Source organism: Anabaena sp. WFMT (assembly GCF_051781005.1).
In the GTDB taxonomy this organism is placed as follows: domain Bacteria; phylum Cyanobacteriota; class Cyanobacteriia; order Cyanobacteriales; family Nostocaceae; genus Anabaena.
The window spans coordinates 175384-194659 of the sequence record NZ_JBPWOA010000002.1; the positions used below are offsets into that span (position 1 = coordinate 175384).

General features: G+C 38.3%; 16 protein-coding genes and 1 riboswitch. Of the genes, 11 read left to right on the forward strand and 5 right to left on the reverse strand.

Annotated elements, in window-relative coordinates; genetic code table 11:
- The first annotated feature begins 105 nt into the window (after positions 1-105).
- The 9 genes from hemB (at position 106) to ACSQ6I_RS01105 (ending at position 10518) form a co-directional block, all read left to right on the forward strand.
- Entirely contained in the window at positions 106-1134 is a 1029-nt protein-coding gene (gene hemB / locus ACSQ6I_RS01065; RefSeq protein ID WP_438888392.1) for a porphobilinogen synthase, read from the forward strand.
- A 37-nt stretch (positions 1135-1171) separates the two neighbouring features.
- Positions 1172-2410 carry an FAD-dependent oxidoreductase gene (locus ACSQ6I_RS01070; RefSeq protein WP_438888393.1) on the forward strand — a complete coding sequence of 413 codons (1239 nt, stop codon included), beginning with the start codon at positions 1172-1174 and terminating at the stop codon, positions 2408-2410.
- Between the two features lie 190 nt (positions 2411-2600).
- Positions 2601-3635, forward strand: a complete 1035-nt coding sequence (locus ACSQ6I_RS01075) for a CobW family GTP-binding protein (protein WP_438888986.1) — start codon at positions 2601-2603, stop codon at positions 3633-3635.
- Positions 3636-3733: 98 nt separating this feature from the next.
- Positions 3734-4384, forward strand: a complete 651-nt coding sequence (gene folE / locus ACSQ6I_RS01080; RefSeq protein WP_438888394.1) for a GTP cyclohydrolase I FolE — start codon at positions 3734-3736, stop codon at positions 4382-4384.
- 215 nt (positions 4385-4599) lie between these two features.
- A complete protein-coding gene (locus ACSQ6I_RS01085; RefSeq protein ID WP_438888395.1) occupies positions 4600-5373 on the forward strand; it encodes a GTP-binding protein in 774 nt (257 codons plus the stop codon).
- Positions 5370-6179, forward strand: coding sequence for a metallophosphoesterase family protein (locus ACSQ6I_RS01090; protein ID WP_438888397.1), 810 nt, complete (start codon positions 5370-5372; stop codon positions 6177-6179). Before ACSQ6I_RS01085 ends, ACSQ6I_RS01090 begins: the two co-directional genes overlap by 4 nt.
- Before the next feature lie 73 nt (positions 6180-6252).
- Positions 6253-6972: a metallophosphatase gene (locus ACSQ6I_RS01095; protein ID WP_438888398.1), complete on the forward strand. Its 720-nt coding sequence runs from the start codon at positions 6253-6255 to the stop codon at positions 6970-6972.
- Positions 6973-7686: 714 nt separating this feature from the next.
- Positions 7687-9615: a pentapeptide repeat-containing protein gene (locus ACSQ6I_RS01100; RefSeq protein WP_438888399.1), complete on the forward strand. Its 1929-nt coding sequence runs from the start codon at positions 7687-7689 to the stop codon at positions 9613-9615.
- A 324-nt stretch (positions 9616-9939) separates the two neighbouring features.
- Complete coding sequence (locus ACSQ6I_RS01105; protein WP_438888400.1) at positions 9940-10518, forward strand: Uma2 family endonuclease; 579 nt, start codon at positions 9940-9942, stop codon at positions 10516-10518.
- 62 nt (positions 10519-10580) lie between these two features.
- On the opposite strand, the gene ACSQ6I_RS01110 is transcribed toward ACSQ6I_RS01105, so the two are convergent.
- From ACSQ6I_RS01110 to ACSQ6I_RS01120, 3 genes are all read right to left on the reverse strand, one after another.
- The gene (locus tag ACSQ6I_RS01110) at positions 10581-10997 is read right to left on the reverse strand and encodes a hypothetical protein (RefSeq protein WP_438888402.1); all 417 of its coding nucleotides are present in this window, start codon (positions 10995-10997) and stop codon (positions 10581-10583) included.
- A gap of 58 nt (positions 10998-11055) precedes the next feature.
- Positions 11056-11925 (reverse strand): zinc metalloprotease HtpX, encoded by an 870-nt coding sequence (locus ACSQ6I_RS01115; protein ID WP_438888403.1) that lies wholly within the window; start codon positions 11923-11925, stop codon positions 11056-11058.
- A 186-nt stretch (positions 11926-12111) separates the two neighbouring features.
- Complete coding sequence (locus tag ACSQ6I_RS01120) at positions 12112-13260, reverse strand: Fic family protein (protein ID WP_438888404.1); 1149 nt, start codon at positions 13258-13260, stop codon at positions 12112-12114.
- Positions 13261-13546: 286 nt separating this feature from the next.
- Positions 13547-13610, forward strand: a riboswitch (Fluoride riboswitch).
- A gap of 88 nt (positions 13611-13698) precedes the next feature.
- On the opposite strand from ACSQ6I_RS01120, the gene ACSQ6I_RS01125 reads away from it, so the two are divergent.
- Together ACSQ6I_RS01125 and ACSQ6I_RS01130 are read left to right on the forward strand one after the other, a co-directional pair.
- A complete protein-coding gene (locus ACSQ6I_RS01125) occupies positions 13699-15327 on the forward strand; it encodes a cation:proton antiporter (protein WP_438888405.1) in 1629 nt (542 codons plus the stop codon).
- 214 nt (positions 15328-15541) lie between these two features.
- Positions 15542-16840: a voltage-gated chloride channel family protein gene (locus ACSQ6I_RS01130; RefSeq protein WP_438888406.1), complete on the forward strand. Its 1299-nt coding sequence runs from the start codon at positions 15542-15544 to the stop codon at positions 16838-16840.
- Positions 16841-16887: 47 nt separating this feature from the next.
- Here ACSQ6I_RS01130 and ACSQ6I_RS01135 read toward each other — a convergent pair whose 3' ends face one another.
- Together ACSQ6I_RS01135 and ACSQ6I_RS01140 are read right to left on the reverse strand one after the other, a co-directional pair.
- Positions 16888-17208, reverse strand: a complete 321-nt coding sequence (locus ACSQ6I_RS01135) for a hypothetical protein (protein ID WP_438888407.1) — start codon at positions 17206-17208, stop codon at positions 16888-16890.
- Positions 17209-17258: 50 nt separating this feature from the next.
- Positions 17259-18860 carry a peptide ligase PGM1-related protein gene (locus ACSQ6I_RS01140; RefSeq protein WP_438888408.1) on the reverse strand — a complete coding sequence of 534 codons (1602 nt, stop codon included), beginning with the start codon at positions 18858-18860 and terminating at the stop codon, positions 17259-17261.
- Positions 18861-19276 lie beyond the last annotated feature (416 nt).

Sequence of the window (19276 nt, forward strand, 5' to 3'; positions counted from 1 at the left end):
CAAATTTCATGATCACAAATTATTTCACCATTTTTGAGATAGATAACGGATAACTGTTTTGCCACTCAAGCTATATAATAATGATTATCATTTTACATAAGCTCTATGTCGTCTGCAAATTCAAACACTGATAAGCCCTTAAACCTGCCTCAACGTCCCCGTCGTCTGCGTCGGAATGCAAGCTTGCGGAAAATGGTGCGGGAAACGACTTTAAGTGTAAATGACCTGATCTATCCGATGTTTGTGATGGAAGGGGAAGGACAAAAAGTAGAAATTCCTTCTATGCCGGGATGTTATCGTTTTTCTCTGGATTTGCTGCTGAAAGAAATAGCCGAAGTGTCACAATTGGGAATTAATGCGATGCCTACGGCGGTAAACTACGCACTTTTCCCCGTTATCCCAGAAAATAAAAAAGACGATACAGGTACAGAAAGCTATAACCCAGAAGGCTTGGTACAAACCACCGTCAAAGCTATTAAAAAAGCAGTTCCCGAAATCATCGTTATTACCGGTGTTGCCCTTGACCCCTTCACCACTCATGGTCACGATGGTTTAGTCGATGAAAACGGCATTATTTTAAATGACCCCACAGTAGAAGTGTTAGTAAAAATGGCACTTTCCCAAGCAGCAGCCGGCGCTGATTTTGTTGCTCCTTCTGACATGATGGATGGTAGAGTTGGGGCAATTCGCCAGGCTTTAGATGCTGAAGGTTATATCAATGTATGTATTTTGGCATACTCTGCCAAATATGCATCAGCCTACTATGGCCCCTTTCGAGATGCTTTAGAATCAGCCCCGAAATTTGGTGATAAAAAGACTTATCAAATGGATGCTGCCAATAGCCAAGAAGCTTTAAAAGAGGTGGAATTAGATATTGCCGAAGGTGCAGATATCATTATGGTCAAACCAGCTTTAGCTTATCTAGACATCATACATCGAGTCAAAAAAGTAACAAATTTACCAGTTGCAGCATACAACGTTAGCGGTGAGTACGCAATGATTAAAGCAGCGGCCGCTAATGGCTGGATTGATGAGAAACAGGTGATTTTAGAAACTTTAACCAGTATGAAGCGGGCTGGTGCTGATTTAATTTTAACCTACTTCGCCAAAGAAGTTGCTCTCATGTTGATGTAACTGGGGATGAGAGAGATTAATCAACCAATTACGAATTATGATTACAGTCCCTGCAAAAATTGATCTAGGAATTATTGGTGCTGGCCCCCATGCCCTAACTTTGACTGCCCATCTGTTACAAAAACGGCAGACAATGAAAGATAACTTTGCCGTATTTGACCCCAGTGGTACATGGATGAGTGGTTGGAAACAGCAATTTGCAGCTTTGGAAATTCCTCATTTGCGATCGCCCGCAGTTCATCATCCCCACCCCAACCCCTTCGCTTTACGGAAATTTGCTGAATCTCGTTCTCAGGAACTCTTTCCCCCCTACGATTTACCAGGGACAAAACTATTTGCGGATTTTTGCGAGGGTATAATAGCAGAACATCAGTTACAAAATCAAGTTATCCCTTTGGCTGTAACCAGCATTAAACCGTTATTTAATCATTTTCGTCCTCAATTTCAATTAGGGCTGTCAGATGGACAAACGGTAACTGCACGGCGGTTAGTGTTGGCAACGGGTAGCGGTAAAATACACATTCCTGATTGGGTAAACAAGATTCAGTCACCCTATCCTCAAGATAGACTTTGCCATTCTCAAACTGTAGATTTACGTCAATTACAGTTAAAGTCTCAAAGAGTCTTGATTGTTGGTGGTGGTTTGACAAGTGGACATTTGGCTGTAGGTGCTATTTCTCGTGGTTCAAAAGTTCACTTGATACTTCGACGACAGTTATCAGAAAAGCTATTTGATGCTGAACCGGGTTGGTTAGGCCCAAAATATCTCAAAGGATTTTTTGATCAAGATTGGCAGCAACGGTGGACGCTAATTCAACAAGCTAGAAATGGTGGTTCTATCACACCTGCAATAGCTTCCCAACTACGCAAAGAAAAGCATCGTGGTAAAATCATAATTGATGAAAATTGTCAAGTTATCAAAGCCGAATGGTTGGGTAATAATTGGCTGGTAGAATGTAGTGATGATAACTTTTACGAGTGTGATTATATCTGGTTAGCCACTGGTACTAAATTCGATGTCACCACAGAACCTTTATTAAAAGACATTTTAGCCGCTTACCCCATCCAAATCGTCAACGGTTTACCTGTTTTAGATACGTATCTGCGTTGGACTGGTTGTGAATTATTTATTATGGGTGGTTTAGCAGCGTTACAAGTGGGGCCAACAGCAAGGAATTTATCTGGTGCAAGAATGGCTTGTGAAAAAATCGTCCCTGCGATCGCTAAACCCAGTGTAGCCTTTTCCCATAGCATCACTGGAATCAAAGCCAGCTAATACAATTTTGGATTTTAGATTTTAGATTTTGGATTGGAAGAAACTCACATAATCCAAAATTCCCAACTCCTGCCTTCTGTCTCCTTACTGTATTTCCCCAAAAATAAACTTCAACATCAATAACATTTAGAGCTTTTTGCGCTAGACTGATAACGATTCTCATTATATGTCTCGAATTATTGAACTGATGATGACTCAATTAACAGCACCAACTTCAAATATAATTCCTGAAATTCCCAAACAAGGAATGCCTGTGACTATCATCACAGGATTTTTAGGTAGTGGAAAAACCACACTTTTAAATCAAATTCTCCAAAATAAACAAGATTTAAAAGTTGCTGTACTCGTGAATGAGTTTGGTGATATTAATATTGATAGCCAACTGCTAGTTTCTGTAGACCAAGATATGGTAGAACTCAGTAATGGTTGTATATGCTGCACCATTAATGATGGTTTAGTTGATGCAGTTTATCGAGTTTTAGAGAGAGAAGAACGCATTGATTATTTAGTCATTGAAACCACTGGTGTGGCTGATCCATTACCAATAATTTTAACTTTTTTGGGAACAGAACTAAGGGATTTAACAAATGTAGACTCAATTCTCACAGTAGTAGATGCTGAGACATTTAATGAGGAACATTTTGAAAGTGAAGCAGCTTTACAACAGATTACTTACGGAGATATTATTCTCCTCAACAAAACAGACCTCGTGACACCAGAAAAACTACAAGAAGTAGAACATTTTATCCATGATGTAAAAAATGGAGCGAGAATTTTACATACTCAATATGGAGAAGTTGCTTTACCATTAATTTTAGGTGTAGGTTTAACACCAAAAGATGTATATATTTCTGGTGATAAAGAAGATACTCACGCACCTGAACACCATGAAAATCATGACCACCACCATCATCATCATGAACATCACTCTCATCATTTAGAAAATGATGGTTTTGTATCAATCTCTTTTCAATCTGATAGACCATTTGACGTTAATAAATTTGAGGATTTTCTGACTGAACAAATGCCCCAGGACGTATTTCGAGCTAAGGGAATTTTATGGTTTAGTGATAGTGATTTACGCCATATTTTTCAACTGAGTGGACCTCGTTATCACTTGCACGCTGATGAATGGTCTACTTCACCTAAAAATCAAGTAGTTTTCATTGGTAGAAAATTGGATGCTAGGGAAATTCACACACAACTTAACAAATGTTTGTTATAATCAATAAGTGTTAAGAAATAGCTCGATTTGGTTAATAGTTATTCAAGTGTTTTTAACTATTAATCAACACATAATCTATCTCAATTAAAACAAAGAAAATGACTTTATCGATTCGTCCCGATCTGAATTCTGCTGCTCAGATGGTGTCATCCTTATCTACTCAGCAACAAACAATTGTGACAGAAGCAGAAATGATGCAGGCTGTCAGTACTTTGCTGATTGGACTAGGCGAAAATCCTGACCGGGAAGGGTTAAAAGATACTCCTAAAAGGGTTGTTAAAGCCTTGCAATTTCTCACCAAAGGATATAATGAATCCTTAGATGAACTATTAAATGGAGCAGTTTTTACAGAAGACGCTGATGAAATGGTATTAGTCCGGGATATTGATATTTTCAGTTCCTGCGAACATCATATTCTACCAGTTATTGGCCGCGCTCATGTCGCCTATATTCCTAATGGTAAAGTCATTGGTTTATCAAAAATTGCCCGCATTTGTGAAATGTATGCAAGACGTTTGCAAGTGCAAGAACGATTAACTTTACAAATTGCTGATGCACTGCAAGGTTTACTTAAACCCAAAGGGGTTGCAGTGGTTATAGAAGCAACTCATATGTGTATGGTGATGCGCGGTGTACAAAAACCCGGTTCTTGGACTGTGACTAGTGCAATGCGTGGTGTATTCTCAGAAGATGCTCGCACCCGTGAAGAGTTTATGAATTTGATTCGACACAATCCTAATTTTCACTAAAAGCCTTGGCTGGATGCAAATGTAAATTTAGGTGTACTATGTAGAGATAGGAAATTTCTTATCTCTACATTATTGATTTTTTAATTAGGTTAGTGGAAATTATTCCTACTAAATTTTAATTTAGATATATGGATTTGAAAAATATTCTGACTCCGTTCGACTGACGCTCACGGTGAAGCCTAACTCCTAATTTATTGCATTTTTATGATCTGATTATGACTATACCAAGTATTACTGTCGTCGCTGGATTATCTGGGGCTGGAAAAACCAATTGGATTTATCAACAAATTAGAGATATTAAATCTGTTGATAAATTAATTTATTTTAGTCCTGGGTCAGGGAATGTTATTGTTGACCAAACTCGCATATCTACCGATTTTCCTGGTATTCAAGTTTTTGGTGATGGTCAAGAAATTGAATTTCTTCATCAACTACCCAAAGCAGATGCGGTTTATGTCGAATTGGGTTTTTATCTAGAATTAAAATCAATATTGTCAGGATTAGACAATCTGACATACCGTGCTGTAGCAGTCTTACCACCAAATACCAAAAACACTGAATATAATTCTTGGGCTGAAGAAATTGTCTATGGCGCACCAGCCCAAACTACGACAGTAGAAAACTTATGGCGGGTAGCTACGACTGGTCAAGTAATTGATGAAAACAGTTTAGAGGAATTTTGGTATGAAATAACTCATGGTGCTTATGGTGTAGTTAGCCGTGCTAAGGGAATTTTTGATGTCAATGATGGACGTTCTCTTTATTGTGATTTTGTTGCTGGTGTTCCCCAAACCGATTTTCTAGAATTAGATTTACCACGCTGTTTAGAAGGTAGACCTCAGCGGTTTGGTGGTTTGGAAGTGGTGGGAAAAAATTTAGATGAAGCAACTTTAAAACAAACATTATCAGATTGCTGTTTATCTGATTCTCTGATTGTGCAGTATCAACAACAGGTAAAAGAAATTTTATTAGCGGAGAAACAAGGGTGAAAATAGCTGTTATTTCATGTATTCATGGTAATTTTGAAGCTTTAAATGCTGTCTTGTTAGATATTGACCAGCAAAAAGCTGAAAAAATCTTTTGTGTTGGTGATTTGGTCGGATATGGGCCCCATCCTAATGCTGTCGTTAGCCAAATTCGCTCTTTAGATATTCCTACTTGTGTCGGTTGCTGGGATGAAGATATTGTGGAAGGTTTGAATGCTTGTGATTGTAGTTATCCCTCATTATTAGCCGAAAAAAGAGGAATAGAAGCTCACCAATGGACAAACAAGGAAATTCATTCTGAAAACCGCGAATTTTTAGCTAATTTACCCTACAGTTTCAAGGAAGGAAATTTAGCTTTTGTTCACGGTAGTCCCCATAGTAATCATGAGTATTTATTACCGGAACTTGATGCTTTTGTCGCTTTAGAAAGGGTGCTTTCGACAGGTGCAGATGTGTTGTTTTGCGGTCATACTCATGTTCCTTATTCCCGAAATCTTGATGCTGGTCAGTTACAGGTGCGGGTTGATAGCAAAGAAGAATCACGGGATATTAGATTTACATCTCCTCTCAAACAAATTGTGAATGTTGGTTCAGTAGGAGAACCCCGACATGGTAGACCAAATGCGACTTATGTGATTTACGATACTGATATTCAATCTGTGACTTTGCGAGAAGTTGTTTATGATTATCAGAAAACTTGTGCAGCAATTATTGAGAAGGGATTACCGAAAATTTTTGCTTGGCGTTTGGCGCATGGGTTGGAGTTTGCAGAACGGGCTGATGATCCAACTCATGTTTGCACAAGGTAAAGGGATTGGGGACTAGGGACTGGGAATATGAATACTCATTACCAATTTAAAATCTAAAATCTAAAATCTAAAATTGACTATGTGGGCTATTTTGAGTGGAATTGAAGGGAATTTGGCGGCTTATGAAGCTGTGATGGCAGATATTAAGCGCCAACGTTATTTAGAGGCGTTGTATATTTTGGGTGATTTGGTTGGCCCAAGACAGGAATGTGAAGCGCTAGTGGAAAGGGTAAAGTCACCGCTGCGGGGTGAGTTAGAACCGATGATTTGTAAGGGTTGGTGGGAGGAACAGTGTTTGATTTTGCATGGTTTGGGGGCGACTGGGGAAGCGCCTGATTTGTTGGCGAAATATGGGGGGGATACGGTGAAAATGCTGTGGGAGAGTGTTTCTCGTCAGACTGTGGAGTGGGTGCGATCGCTTGATTTTGGTTTTTTTGAGTTAGATTGCTTGCTAATTCACGGTTCTACGGTAGATGTGAATGAAGAACTTACCCCAGAAACGCCTCCTATCCAAATGCTAGATAGACTGGCGCGGATGCAAGCAAATAATTTATTTTGCGGACGTTCTGGTTTAACTTTTCAGTATCAGTTGCAAACTGGTTCTATTACCAGTGCAATCACCACCCTTGATCACCAAGTGTCTCCGCAAACAACCACTGTTACCCCACGTCAAGTAATTGGGGTGGGGAATGTGGGACGCATTCCCGGTCAAGCTACCTATACTCTCTATAATCCTGGTACAAATCAAGTGGAATTTAAATCTGTGTATTACAACAATAATGATAAGAAATAATGAAAAAAGCTAATAATTGCTAACTTATACTGATTTTTTAGCAGTTAGTGATGAAAGTCAGATGGTTTATTTCTTGTGTAAAATACAATCATACTACTCAATATTCCAGATTAAATAAATTGGTTACAATTGGGTAGTTTGTATAATTAATTTGTAATTAAATCTACATTTAAAAAATGATTTAAAAAAATAAAATTTGCTTACAAGTATCTTTAATAATCTCGCAAATTCCAGGTTAATTAAAATACTATTGTCAGGCAAAAACGTAATCTTAAAGTAAGATATTTAAACCAGTCGTAAGACAGATGAGCGATAATATAAAAATATTTAAATTAACGATTAAGAAACAAAGGGCGTTACAAATTAAGGGTGCAAATGCCCCAATCACCAAAATAAAAAACACGGAGTAACAAGCATAGTGTTAACTCTGTGTTTATCTATTTCCAGCTATTGAGAATAACAGAGTTGCTTTCCTTACCCACTTTGCGGGACATAACTTTGATGTTAAAGGTTGTTTGAAAAGTTGGAAAAGGTATAATTGCGTAACAGCTAAACCCTGACTTATCGAATCAAACAATTCAGCATTTTTGAAAAGGTTAATTAGCCGCTTTGAGTACAGCAGACAGATGAATTTAAGCGAATTTCGGCAAAAATAGGAATAAATACCAGCAAGTATGTATAAAATATAATAAATGAACTCTTGCTGACGCGATTATGCCGCCAGACTATTCCGGTGAAAATCTCCGAGGGCGATCTTTTAAAGGTCAAAACCTGACAGAAGCCAACTTTAGCAAAGCCGATATTAGAGGAGCAAATTTTACCAACGCTATTCTTAAAGGTGCTGATTTTAGTGGTGCTAAGGCTGGACTACAGCGACGTTGGGTAATTGGTTTGCTCTTAGCTGGGTTTCCGCTTTTACCAATAGCATTCATTCACTCAATTAGCCTTGGTTTATCAGTGGCAAATATTTTTTACATCCAAAACCCTGGAAACATATTAATTGGTGCAGTTTCCCTAGTTTTTGTAGTGGTTTTTTGTATTGTCGCTATTCGTAAAGGTTTAACAGCAGGTTTAGGAGTTTTAGTCGTACTTTATGTCGTCGCCTCTCTTTTAGTTGTTACTTTAACTTTTGCCTTTCCCAAAGCCTTGACTGTGATTAGAACATCACCTAAAGATTTAGCCTTGGTCTTTGCTTTATTATTCGCTTTTGCTTTCATATTATTTAGTATTTATATTGGGTGGATAATTCTAGGTAGACATGAAAAAGATGCTTGGATAGACTTATTTAGTACGGCTTTTGCTGCTACAGGTGGCACAAGTTTTCGTGGCGCTGATTTTACTGATGCTGATTTTACTGGTGCAACCCTGAAAAACACAGATTTCAGAAATGCCAATCTAACACGCACTCGTTTTTATGAAGCTAAAAAACTAGATTTGGCCAGAGTAGACGGCACTATATTGACTAACCGCGCTGTAATAGACTTGCTGGTTACTGGCAATGGTAGGGGTAAATCTTATGCTGGTGCTAACCTCAGAGGTGCAAACCTAATTGGTGCAGATTTGAAAGAGGCTAATTTAAAAGATGCTGATATTATTGAAGCCACTTTCCAAGGTGCTTGTTTAGAATGGGCAAACCTGACTCTTTCTCAAGCTGTGGGTACTAATTTCACTAATGCTCACATGACAGGTGCTTGTGTGGAAGCTTGGAATATTGAAATTACAACTATATTGGATAATGTAGATTGTCGTTTTGTCTATCTTTTAGAATATCCCAAACCAGGAACAGATGACCGAGAACGTCGTCCTAGTAGTGGGGAATTTAAGGAAGGAGATTTTACTAAATTATTTAAGGAGGTTTTAAATACTGTTGATTTCATTTTCCGTCATAAACTTGATAACGGGGAAGCGTTTTCTACGGCTTTAAAAAAAGTGCTAGAAGATGAAAAGACTAAATTAAAGAGTTTTGACGATAAAGGTGATGGGATATTTGTATTTAAGGTTGCTGTTCCTGAAGGTGCTGATAAAGAAAAGATTCACAGCGATTTTACTCAAAATTATCAATTAGCATTAGCAGCAGTAGAAGAAAAATATAAAGCACTTTTACAAGCAAAAGATAATGAAATAGTTATCTATCGTCAACAAAGTGCTGATATGAAAGAAATTACTAGCTTATTAGCCAATAAACCTATAACTGTTCAAGTTGATAACAAAGTAGAGAATAAAAATATGACTAACAGTAATGATTCCAGTCGTAAAGTTGAAATTGGTAGTGTCGGTAGAGATTTTAATGCTAGTGGACAAGCTTTAAATTTAGGTGAAATTAGCGGTACAGTAACAAACACAATCAACGAATTACCATCTGCACCCGAACCAGAGAAACCGGGAATTAAGGAAATTTTGACACAACTGCAAAAAGCGATTGAGGCTGATAGTGATTTAACACCAAAAGATAAAGAAAAGGCACTCAAGCAAGTCAAATCTTTAGCAGAAGCCGCACAAAATCCTCAAGAAAAACAAGATTTAGCAGATACAGCAATTACTATGTTAAAAGGAGTTCTTAGCAACTTACCAACTGCGGCAAAATTGGTTGAGGAATGTAGTAAACTTTTACCTTTAATTTCTACTTTTCTGGGTTTAGGGTAGAAATGCAGTCGGTAGTCGGTAGGGTGCGTTAGGCAGAAGCCGTAACGCACCATCTTTCATCTTTATTTATAGCAAACGGTGCTTTACGCACCCTACGAATGGGATATTTTTTAAATTGGAAGTCACTCAAATCTAGTTTTTAGCTTTCTAGAAATACGGTTAAGATTGGAGGTAGAACCTCCAGGAGAGCGTTCCCAGTCGGAGACTAGGAACGAGGTAAACTAGGTGACAGTAGCCCTCTCTCTGTTTACGGAGAGGGGTTTGGGGGTGAGGTTCCGGGTATATAATTCAACTAAAAAATGCTATGGTCACGAGGTATGAATCATGACTTCTGTAACTTTACAAATACCAAAATCATTCAAATTCACAGATGATGAATTTGTAGAAATAGTAGATGCTAATAAAGATTTGCGTTTGGAATTATCATCGGAAGGGGAATTAATTGTTATGTCACCAACTGGAGGAGAAACGGGGGAGAGAAACTTAGAATTAAGTGGACAAGTTTGGTTTTGGAATCGTAAAAATAATTTAGGAAAAGCTTTTGATTCTTCCACAGGTTTTAAATTACCAAAAGGTGGTACTCGTTCCCCTGATGTGTCTTGGATAAAAATAGAAAGATGGAATGCACTGACACCAGAACAAAAGAAAAAGTTTCTGCCTTTGTGTCCTGATTTTGTGATTGAATTAGTTTCTGAAAGCGATGATTTAGAAGATACGCAAGCGAAAATGCGGGAGTATATTAATAATGGTTTGCGTTTAGGTTGGTTAATTAATCCTAAAGATAAACAAGTAGAAATTTATCGCCAAAATCAAGAAGTAGAGATTTTACAATCTCCTGCAATTTTATCTGGAGAAGATGTATTACTAGGTTTTATTTTAGATTTACAGCCGATTTTTGGATAATTTTAGAAATACTGAAGGATACAGCATTGCTGTATCCCTAAATCACGTTACGCACTTTAATTTTAAGGACGAGGGGCGTGAAAGGCTTCCCAGGCGGCTTTAGCTGCATCTTGGAAGCGATATCCTATGTCGGTGAAGCGATCGCTTAAGGTGGTAAAATCCTTAAACATGGTATGCCAATTTTTCTCTGCTTCTTCCTGAATAGTCTTCCAGGCATTTTCTAGTTTATCGCGCTCAATCAATTTTTCTTTCTCAATCGCCTCCCGTGCTTGACGCACAGCATTTAAATAGGTATCACGAGTGAGAGTACCAGCAGATTTCGCTTCAGCTTGGGCGCGGTTTTTAATCGCCTCAATTAAGGCTTTGGTTTCTTGCTTCACTTCATCAGTTTCTCCAGCCATTTCCGTTTCTACTATTTCGCTAGTTTGAGGATTAACTTCTACTACAATTGCTGAAGATTCAATGTTGTTATTAGTCATAATTCACACATCCTTAATTTGCAAAGCTTACTCGCAGATAAAAACCGTATCTTTGTACTTAATAAGCTCTTGTTGGTAGTTCTTGCTCTAATTTTAGTAATGCTTCCACACGTGCCTCAGTTGCAGGGTGACTGGAAAACAAATTACCTAAAAATTGCCCAGAAATTGGATGAATAATCAATAATGGTTCAAAGGCTGGATTAGCATTTAAAGGTATCTGTTTTGCTGTAGCTTCTAAACGTTGTAAAGCCTTAGCTAAAGCGCGGGGATTACCTGTTAATTTTGCAGCACCAGCATCAGCAGAAAATTCTCTTGTGCGGGAAATTGCCAACTGAATTACTGTCGCGGCTATGGGTGCAAGCATAACTGTCACCAGCACTCCCAAAGGATTTCCTCCTCTTTCATTATCTCTTGAACCGCCACCAAACCACAAGCTATAACTTAACATTTGTGCCAGGAAAGAAATCGCACCGGCAACAGTAGCAGCAACGGCTTGAGTTAAGGTATCACGATTGATAATATGGGTGAGTTCGTGAGCAATAACACCTTCTAATTCTTCCTCTGGTAAAATATTTAAAATGCCTTCAGTTACGGCAACAGCAGCGTGTTCTGGATCTCTCCCTGTAGCGAAAGCATTGGCAGTTTGTCCAGGAACAATGTAAACTCCTGGCATGGGAATATTGGCACGCGCAGACAATCTTTGCACCATGCGATAAAGTCCCGGTGCTTGGGCTTCACTAACAGGTTGGGCTTGATAAACTGCCAAGGCAATTTTATCAGATTGATACCAAGAAAACAGGTTAGTAACTGCTGCTAACCCAATTCCTATGATCAAACCACCTGTACCACCAATTACCCAATAACTAATTGCAATTAATAAGCCGCTAAGTGTGGCTAACAAAACAGCAGTTTTCAGTTGATTTCCCATATTGCACTCTCCTGTTAATGCTGTGTTAATTTCTTTAACTTTTAGTAGACAACAGCATTTGTTCAACCATGTCTTGATTGTATCGAGTCCAACTCTGAGGTACAGTGATGAAAACCTGTTAGAGAAGTACGGTTTTCCCGCTACATCTGTAAAAATACAATTTAGTTTAGCTGCTACTTTATATTTTTAAGGTTCTTTAAACACATCTAAAAATGGTTGATAAGCAAAGGCTCTATTACGCTTTTGCCCTGTAATTTCTTGTAGCAAACCTAACTCGCAAAGCTCCCTAATTAGTGTGTTTGCATTGGGATATGATAATTGAATTATTTCTTGAACAATTTCTACAGAAACAATCGGTCTGAAGTACAAACTTTCTAGTAAAGTTATGGCATTTCCTGATTTACGACCCATTGTATTTAGCACTAACTGTCGATGTTCTTCTTTCATACTGACTATTTTGCGAGCAGTTGCAGATGCTTCTTGAGCTACTTCATGGACTCCACGCAAGAAGAATTTAAGCCAACCTTCCCAGTTACCATTATCTCTCACAGCTTGAAGACGGTCATAATATTCAGTGCGATGTTTCTTGAAATAGTAAGAGATATACAACAATGGTCGTTTAAGTATATTTTGTTCACACAGTAGAAAAGTAATTAGTATACGACCTGTTCTGCCATTACCATCCAGAAAAGGATGAATTGTTTCAAACTGAGCATGAGCCAACCCAATTTTAATCAAAGCAGGTATTGGTGTTGAATCGTGGAGAAAACTTTCTAAATTTTCTAAAGCTTGATTCATTTCGTATGGAGGAGGAGGAACATAAGTAGCATTATTCAAAGAACAACCTCCTGAACCAATCCAATTTTGAGTGCGGCGAAACTCTCCAGGGTCACGCTCAAATCCCCGAACTCCATTCATTAACTTCTTGTGAATTTCCCGAATTAGTCTCAAAGATACAGGTAAGTCTGCTAACCTTTCAAGACCATAGTTAACGGCGGCAATATAGTTAACTACCTCAGCTACATCTTGAGGATTATCTGGTTCTATTGCTTTAGCTTCAAATTCTAAAACATCCATTAGTGAGGCTTGTGTACCCTCAATCTGGCTAGAAAGAACGGCTTCTTTACGAACATACATAAATACAAATAAATCTGGATTAGGTAAGGCATCTGTAGAACCATCTAGTCGGCCTAATGCTAAATCTGCTTGAGACAGCATTTGCCACATCTCCTGATCCATATTAATTTCAGGCACAGGAGGAAGTGCATTAGGTATAAAAGCTTTATATTTTGCTGGTTGCTCCACGTAGCGACCGGCTCTTGCAACGTTGCTCATTATTATCGGTTTCGTTAACATCGTATGATTTATATAGCTATATTATCAAAAAACCTCTCATTTCGTTAATATAGTTATGTGGATCAAAATATATGATATGATTAATATCCTTAAAATTTTAGTTTAATGGACTAAAGATTTCAAATTAGACTATTGTATCGAGAAAAACATGGGAATTCTGAAGATAATTTATCACTTGATTCGCTAATCAAATTTTTAATATGCTACAAGACCCAAACCTGCGCCAAACGAATTGGGAAAAATGATGTAATGTAGTTATGTAAAAGCTATAAACGGCGATGGAACTCGCCAAAACCGCCTTTTGAAAGGCTGATGGTTCCTACTTTTCCGACTTGCTGCGGGAGAGTAGGGCTATTTGCAAACCTAACTCCCCTGTAGAAAGTATCTGTTTACAAATCGCACTTTCAGGAGTTAGGAATGTTATTCAGTATAATTTGGATTTTATTGATGGGCTATTTTAGCGGACAAATTGCCCGTCGTTTAGGCACTCCGCCGCTACTGGGGATGATTTTGGTGGGGATTTTGCTTGGTTCTCAAGTAGGGAATGTTATCAGTGCAGGTGTGTTAAATGCTGCTGATGAATTAAGAACTGTGGCAGTAATGATTATTTTGATGAAAGCTGGGCTAGGTTTAGATAGAGAAAAACTGGCTCAACAGGGGACTGTGGCGCTGCGTTTGGGTTTTTTACCTGCGACTATGGAAGCGATCGCACTTTGTCTCGCTTCTATGGTAATTTTTAAATTAGATTTTCCCACGGGTTTGCTTTTAGGTTGTGTCATTGGTGCAGAATCTCCCGCTGTAATTGTTCCGGGAATGCTGAGACTAAAAAGTTTAGGTTGGGGTGTCACTAAAGGTATTCCCGATGCCATTTTAACTGGTAGCGCCTTATCTGATGTCTTGCTGTTATTAGTTTTCAGCCTTTTACTCAGTTTTTTGGGTAAAGGAGGAGTTGAAAAAATTACCCTGTTTGGGGGTTTGACTTTAAATGCTCTGCAATTACTCCCACTGCAAATTATCATGCAGATATGCTTAGGAATTTTGTTGGGTTACTTAGCAGCCAGGTTGTTAGTTTCCCTATTAACCACACAAAACTGGACTCAAAATGCTGTTCAAGATACGATTATTGCGGCTGGGTTAGCTTTATTGTTGGTAATTGTCGCGCATGGTTTACCTTATTTTTCTGGTTATTTGGCGACAATGGCCTTAGGATTTTTCTTAATTGAATTAGATGCACCTTTAGCGCGACGCTTGCGGGGTGGGTTTGATAGTTTATGGGTAGTAGCAGAGATTTTCCTGTTTGTGTTGTTGGGTGCAACTATTCCACTGCAAGTATTGGGAAAAATACTGTTACCCGGCCTGTTAATTTTGGCAATTGGTTTATTTATTGGTCGCACGATAGGCTGGTATTTATCGACTTTAGGTAGTAATTGGAATTGGCGCGAAAGACTGTTTTTACTACCAGGAAACTCTGCTAAAGCCACTGTACAAGCGGCTATTGGGGCGATTCCCCTAGCGCAAGGAATAGAGGGAGGAGATATAATTTTAGCGATCGCAGCCCTTTCTATTATAACTACTGCACCTATAGGTGCTTGGGCTACTATGGCTTTTGCACCTAAATTATTAACTAGGGGAGAGGTTGACCCCACAAAAGTCACAATTGCTACTCAAACCCTGTTGCTGGCAGCCGTAGACACCTCTGATTTATCAACTGAAGTTTTGATAAAGGTGGCAGATTTAGCCCGTCGCAGTCATGGAAATGCGATCGTTCTCCACGTAGTTAATATTTCAAATCAGCAAGGTGTGAAACAACTGGAAGCACAAGCTAAAAAGTTGCTATCGGATATCAAATATGAGTTTTTAACAACCACAGGAACTGTTCCCGAAGAGATTATTCGCATTGCTCAAGAGTATCATGTGACTGCAATTGTCATGGGAAAACGTGGACATCAACCGTGGGAACAAGTGCTGATTGGTTCAGTATCACAAGCAGTTTTGGAAGCCAGTTCAATTCCTGTAATTTTGTTAGAAAATCGGGGAAATAAATGATTTACGCACTGTACAAATCAATCATGATATGCGTTCACCAAAATACTTTATTTCAGACTGAAACTAATTCTATTTTTACCGACAAATCAACCGTGGGGTAGGGGTTTAGCAGTGCTAAACCCCTACGATAAATGTGGTTTTCACGGACACACATATTTGATTTTTTTGTCAATGTGTAACTCCTGGAATTCATAAAAATACCTCTTTTAAGTAAATGAATTACCTGCATCAATTTGAAATATTTATTGCTTCTAGGCATTTAATTAAGTGGTTGCCAATTTCTTTTATAATTGGTATTTTAGCCGGTACTGCTTCTGCTGCTCTTTTATCATCATTAGAATGGGCGACTAATTGGCGGGAATCTCATCAGTGGATTATCGCTTTTTTACCAATTGGTGGATTTATCAGTGGTTGGATTTATCATTGTTTTGGTCGGAATGTAGAAGCTGGAAATAACCTTTTACTCGAAGAAATTCATAACCCTAAAAATATTATTCCCTTCCGCATGGCTCCCCTTGTGCTACTAGGAACAGACCTCACACATTTATTTGGTGGTTCAGCCGGACGTGAAGGTACAGCATTACAAATGGGTGCATCTCTAGCAGATCAATTAACTAAAATATTGCATTTTAAAGGAGCGAGTCGGCGAATTTTGTTAATGGCTGGTATCAGCGGTGGCTTCGCTTCTGTTTTTGGGACACCCTTAGCGGGAACAGTCTTTGGTTTGGAGGTTTTAGCAATTGGAAAAATTCATTATGATGCCCTTTTCCCATCTTTAATTGCAGCAATTGTTGGGAATCAGGTAACTTTGTTATTTGGTTTACATCATACAGCATATCGACACGCTCCAATTATCCCCACAATGACAATTTGGATGTTTACTTATGCTATTATTGCAGGTGCAATTTTTGGAATTGTAGCGAGAGTTTTTTCGCAATTAACGCACAAAATTAATCATTTATTTAAAGCTAAAATATCTTATCCACCACTGCGTCCTTTAATCGGTGGTGCTATGGTTGCTGCAATTGTTGGTTTAAGTGGGACTACTAAATATATTGGATTGGGTATTCCGACTATTGTTGATGCTTTTCAAACTCAGTTACCTCCCTGGGATTTCGCTGCTAAATTAGGTATGACGGCACTCACTTTAGGGGCAGGTTTTAAAGGTGGGGAAGTAACTCCGTTGTTTTTTATTGGTGCTACTTTAGGTAATGCTTTATCATCGTTTTTATCATTACCTGCACCGCTATTAGCAGGAATGGGATTTGTAGCTGTGTTTGCAGGTGCAGCGAATACACCTTTGGCATCAATATTAATGGGAATTGAGTTATTTGGTTTAGAATCTGGGGTATTTATTGCTATTGCTTGTGTTGTCAGCTATCTATTTTCTGGTCATTCGGGAATTTACACTGCACAGCGTATTGGTTTGAACAAGTATTCATCTGCAAATCTGGAATCAGGCTTGACTGTGGGTACTTACAAACAAACAAAAAATATCCCAGAAACTGAATGATGAACCTACTCTAATTTGATAATTACTTTTTTCAATTACCCATTATCTTAAGTCCATGTTTCAAATTTAAATGGAATTCCTTCTGATTTACAAAAATTACGAAACTCATCCACGGCTGAGGGATTACCGCTATATAATTTTTTTAGCAATGCTAGTAGAACTTTATCTTTATCCTTTTTTGCTACAGTTACCCAAAATTCATAGTCTGTATCACCCCAGGTTTCCATAGGTGCTTGACCTATATCTTGCCCAAAAATGAGTAAGTCGCCTTTTTCGTTTAATTCTGCATCAATGAAGCGTGAAGTTTCTCCCTTTTGTTCAAAAAGTCTAATACTAGCTGGGGTAGTTTGAGAATCATCTTTGGGCATAATTTGATATTTTAATTGACTCGCATTGGTGTGTAATTTAGTTGAATGTATCAGTAATTATATCCATCTTCAATCATGGTAAAATCATAATCAGAAGACAGGGTGTGATTATGTTTACCATTGGTTTCCTGATCAAGAACTTTGACGACTTTGTTATAAATATCTTCCGCTTGTTGGGGAGAATCACCAATGCTAGTTAATCCTAATTTGCCAAACTGGGAAAGACAACCCATGAGATGAAATACTGTACCTGTCTCAGTTCCACTATCAAAATGTAATCTATGATGAGCGATGATATCCATTAAATCGTTGGGTAATAATCCTTTATAACGGTCTTTTTGTAAATTGTCTGTAGCGATGTAATATTTAGGTCTTCCTTGTTGGCTGTAAAATAATCCCGTGGACAGGTCATAGCGTCCATTTGTTAATAACTTTAAGGTCATGAAAGGGTGAGTAGTCCCACCTTTGCGGAGGTTGATTTCAATTGCTTGAATATCCCATTGGCCATTACCTTGGTCTACGGTGACAAAATCAACACCAAATCTTTCTAATGTGCCTTTTTCTGCTAATTTTTTACCTACTTTTAAGCCTAATTGCTGTAATTGTAATCTGTACTTTTCATCAGCAGGAAAGCTACAACCTAGATAAATCTGTCCGTCTGGTCCTCCCAGAATTTGGTCATGGGTCGAGAGGATTTCTACTTCTCCATTAGGTGTAATTCGTCCTTGGACGCTGGGAGAACGCTTGATTTCTCCTTCGATGTATGATTCTACTATTGCGCCTAACTCTGGGATACGTTGGGAAAAATTCGCCCAGGTTTCTTGTGTGGCTTGGAAGCGCATGGTTGAGAAGCGATCGCTAATTGCTGCTACTCTTTCACTATGAGAACCTTGACCAGGTGCAATATTCACCAATGGACGCAGATCAAAAAGTGCATTTCCTTCTCCCGAAATTCCTTCATTAAGTTTCACAACCATCCGTTTTAATGTCGGTTGACGTTCCCATAAATCAGCTGCTGCTACTGCTAAGTCTGCGGTATTTTTCACTAGTTCGCTACCATCTGGAACAGGTACACCACTTTCAGCAAAAATTTGCCGACTACCACTTTTTGTCCCCCAAATCTGTAAATCTGGTGCAGCAGCATACAGGGGTACATTTAATTTCAGTGATAATTCTGCTTCCCAAAATGTGGAATTGTAACAAGCCATAAAAGCTTTATCTAATCGCAAAGCTTGACGAATTTTTTCTATCAAACGAGGACGTTCTAAAATCTTTTGGCTGAGAGGTCTCAGGGAAGAATCATAAGTAGAAAGCAGTAATAAGCGATGACGGGCGTGAGAAAATGGTATTCCGGGTAATAGCTGTAAATAGTAATCAATAATGCTGGGATGTAGTGGCATTGATGTCACATAAATTAATCTAGTCCGGGGATTTCGTAAGCGCATTAAAGAAAATAGTAATCTTTCTTCATAATGTTCACACCCTTCAATCTTTTGCATTTCCCGTTGGTCGATGCTCAAAGAGGGGATAATTAAAATATCCGCTTCGCTGTTGTCAAATAACTCGCTAGTTTTCCAGCGATCGCGTAAAGTTAATTGTAAATTGCGAAACTGATCAACCTGTTCTAACTCAGAAATATTTATTGTCACCATAACCCATACCCTGACTAGATGCCATTTTTTGCCTCATTATCTCAGGTATATCTCAAGGAATAGTTGAGGCGCTAATTTAGTATGTATATTTTTGTAAATGTCTGAGAAAAGTCTGATGATAAACATTGAGGATGCAATATATTTCAATTTTAATCAAAATTATGTTTTTCATCTCCGGGTTACATCGTCATTTATGTGTTCAAATTTAGCTCATTCATCATTCAAAATCTATATATTTTAATTTATGATTCCTACGTCTCAAGGTTGACTAAATTGATATTTTGTTTATTTCTAGGGAACGATAAAATATCAACAAATAACATTTAAATTAAGGGCAGATGGTAAGGATAAATCCTTCATCTACAGAGAGTTGTGTACTTATTCTCAGTGGTTGGATTAAAGTGTGCAGATGTGGG

Excerpts from the sequence above, each read along its gene's own strand:
- ACSQ6I_RS01105 (WP_438888400.1), top strand. The coding sequence starts at position 9,940 with ATGACTTCTGTAACTTTACAAATACCAAAATCATTCAAATTCACAGAT.
- folE (WP_438888394.1), top strand. The coding sequence starts at position 3,734 with ATGACTTTATCGATTCGTCCCGATCTGAATTCTGCTGCTCAGATGGTG.
- ACSQ6I_RS01075 (WP_438888986.1), top strand. The coding sequence starts at position 2,601 with ATGACTCAATTAACAGCACCAACTTCAAATATAATTCCTGAAATTCCC.
- ACSQ6I_RS01085 (WP_438888395.1), top strand. The coding sequence starts at position 4,600 with ATGACTATACCAAGTATTACTGTCGTCGCTGGATTATCTGGGGCTGGA.
- ACSQ6I_RS01140 (WP_438888408.1), bottom strand. The coding sequence starts at position 18,860 with ATGGTGACAATAAATATTTCTGAGTTAGAACAGGTTGATCAGTTTCGC.
- ACSQ6I_RS01100 (WP_438888399.1), top strand. The coding sequence starts at position 7,687 with ATGCCGCCAGACTATTCCGGTGAAAATCTCCGAGGGCGATCTTTTAAA.
- ACSQ6I_RS01120 (WP_438888404.1), bottom strand. The coding sequence starts at position 13,260 with ATGAGCAACGTTGCAAGAGCCGGTCGCTACGTGGAGCAACCAGCAAAA.
- ACSQ6I_RS01070 (WP_438888393.1), top strand. The coding sequence starts at position 1,172 with ATGATTACAGTCCCTGCAAAAATTGATCTAGGAATTATTGGTGCTGGC.
- ACSQ6I_RS01135 (WP_438888407.1), bottom strand. The coding sequence starts at position 17,208 with ATGCCCAAAGATGATTCTCAAACTACCCCAGCTAGTATTAGACTTTTT.
- ACSQ6I_RS01130 (WP_438888406.1), top strand. The coding sequence starts at position 15,542 with ATGAATTACCTGCATCAATTTGAAATATTTATTGCTTCTAGGCATTTA.
- hemB (WP_438888392.1), top strand. The coding sequence starts at position 106 with ATGTCGTCTGCAAATTCAAACACTGATAAGCCCTTAAACCTGCCTCAA.
- ACSQ6I_RS01110 (WP_438888402.1), bottom strand. The coding sequence starts at position 10,997 with ATGACTAATAACAACATTGAATCTTCAGCAATTGTAGTAGAAGTTAAT.
- ACSQ6I_RS01125 (WP_438888405.1), top strand. The coding sequence starts at position 13,699 with ATGTTATTCAGTATAATTTGGATTTTATTGATGGGCTATTTTAGCGGA.
- ACSQ6I_RS01115 (WP_438888403.1), bottom strand. The coding sequence starts at position 11,925 with ATGGGAAATCAACTGAAAACTGCTGTTTTGTTAGCCACACTTAGCGGC.